This is a genomic window from Albidovulum sp. (assembly GCF_049646345.1).
In the GTDB taxonomy this organism is placed as follows: Bacteria; Pseudomonadota; Alphaproteobacteria; order Rhodobacterales; family Rhodobacteraceae; genus Albidovulum.
In genome coordinates, this window is the sequence record NZ_JBARVQ010000130.1 from 1 (window position 1) to 1,892 (window position 1,892).

2 protein-coding genes are annotated in these 1,892 nt (G+C 62.6%); one reads left to right on the plus strand and one right to left on the minus strand.

Going from position 1 to position 1,892, the window contains the following annotated elements; genetic code table 11:
* Position 1: 1 nt before the first annotated feature.
* Complete coding sequence (locus WBB85_RS03280; protein WP_432637190.1) at positions 2–1,150, minus strand: MFS transporter; 1,149 nt, start codon at positions 1,148–1,150, stop codon at positions 2–4.
* A 172-nt stretch (positions 1,151–1,322) separates the two neighbouring features.
* Between WBB85_RS03280 and WBB85_RS03285 the strand changes: the two genes are divergently transcribed.
* The coding region (locus WBB85_RS03285) for a 50S ribosomal protein L25/general stress protein Ctc (protein ID WP_432637191.1) at positions 1,323–1,892 on the plus strand (570 nt) is incomplete at its 3' end.

Consider the following 1,892-nt stretch of genomic DNA (forward strand, 5'->3'; position numbering starts at 1 on the left):
GCTATCCCCTGCGCGACAGCGCCACCACTGCCGGGATGATCGCGGAGACGACGAGGGCGACCGCAGCGAAAGACGCGCGCAGACCGAACAGCTCCGCCAGCCCCCCCATCATCGCGGGCCCAAGAAAGAAACCCAGCATCCCGGCCATCCAAGCCCGTGAAATCGCGTGGCTGCGCTGCTCGTCGCGAACACGCTTGCCAAGCATGGAATTGGCCGAGGGCACGATCACCGCCATGCCAAGCCCAAGGATGCCAACCCCCGTCAGTGCAACCAACTGGCTCGGCGCCGCGGCAATGACGACCGCCCCGATCATGCCAAGAACGGCCGACCAAAGTATAAGCCGCGCCTCACCCAGCCTTTCGGCAACGAACTGCCCCGAGAAACGGCCGATAGCCATGGCCAGCCCCAGCATGAAAGGGCCAAGGCTGCCCTCCCCCGCCGCCCCGCCGAGCGTGCGTTCGATGTGAAGCGCCGACCACGCCTCGGTGGCGTTTTCTCCGACGAAGGCCGCGAACAGGATAATCGCAGTCAAACCGATCGCCGCCCAGGGTGTCGCGGTGCTGCGTGTGTCGGCGCTGTCGTGATCCGGCGGCGCAATGCGGCCCCGGCCCTCCCACATCAGCGCGGCCAGTCCCACGCAAAAGAGCGCAAGCAGCGGCATGATCATCGTGGGCGTAGCCCCGGCCTTGCGCACCACTGCCGTAAAGAGAGCGGTCAACCCGAAGGCGACGGAAAACATCGCGTGGTTGACGTTCATCAGGTGCAGTTTGTGGCGGTTCTCCAGCGCGCTGATCCGGACGTTGGCGCTGACGTCCAAAGCCGCCACGCTGGCACCCATGCCAAACATCGCAAGGGCCAGACCGGGAACGCTTGAGGCCATCAGCGGATAGAAGAAGGCAAGGCAAAGGACCAGGCCCAAGACCGGCAGTGCCACTCGCCCAAGCGCGTTCAGGAGTCGCGGGGCAAGATACATCGAGATCATTGCCCCGATCGAAGACATCACCAGAGCCGATCCAAGACCGGCGTCAGATGCACCGACCGCCGCCTTGATATCGGGAACGAAACCGGCGAAACCGCCCCAGACGACACCCACGGCGCTGAGCCCGGACAGCGGTGCACGGGAGATCCGGACGGCATGAAGCATCGACATGGCTATGATTGGTCCTGTTGCGGTGCGTCAGCGTTAGCGCGGGCTCGTCAGGCTGGCAAGGCGACGGTCGCGGTTTTTGGGCTTTTCAAACCCAAAGATCTGACCTATACGCGCGGCTTCACGCGGATATGCACCCTTGGAGGATATCCGCCCTAACATTTGGAGACTAACCATGGCTGGAGAGATCCCGGATCTCGTCGCCACGGTACGGACGGGGACAGGCAAGGGGGCCGCCCGTCAAGCTCGCCGTAACGGCGACGTACCTGGCATTGTATATGGCGGCGGTGCTGACCCGCTTCCGATCAATATCAACTACAACACGCTTCTGAAGCGCCTCAAAGCGGGCCGTTTCCTTTCGACCCTTTTCAACCTGAAGGTTGAGGGCGAAAAGGACGTGCGCGTGATTTGCCGCAATGTGCAGCGTGACGTTGTCAAGGACTTGCCGACCCATCTGGACCTGATGCGCTTGCGCCAGACCAGCCGAATCGCCTTGTTCATTCATGTGAACTTCGACAATCACGACACATGCCCCGGCATCAAGCGCGGCGGCACGCTGGTTGTTGTGCGTCCCGAAGTCGAACTGGAAGTCACCGCAGCGGACATTCCCGACCATCTGACGGTCGACCTGTCCGGGCATGATATCGGTGATGTCATTCACATCAACGACATCACGCTGCCTGCCGGTGCGACCCCGACCATCAAACGGAACTTCGTCATCGCGAACATCGCCGCGCCGTCAAGC

Excerpts from the sequence above, each read along its gene's own strand:
- WBB85_RS03280 (WP_432637190.1), bottom strand. The coding sequence starts at position 1,150 with ATGTCGATGCTTCATGCCGTCCGGATCTCCCGTGCACCGCTGTCCGGG.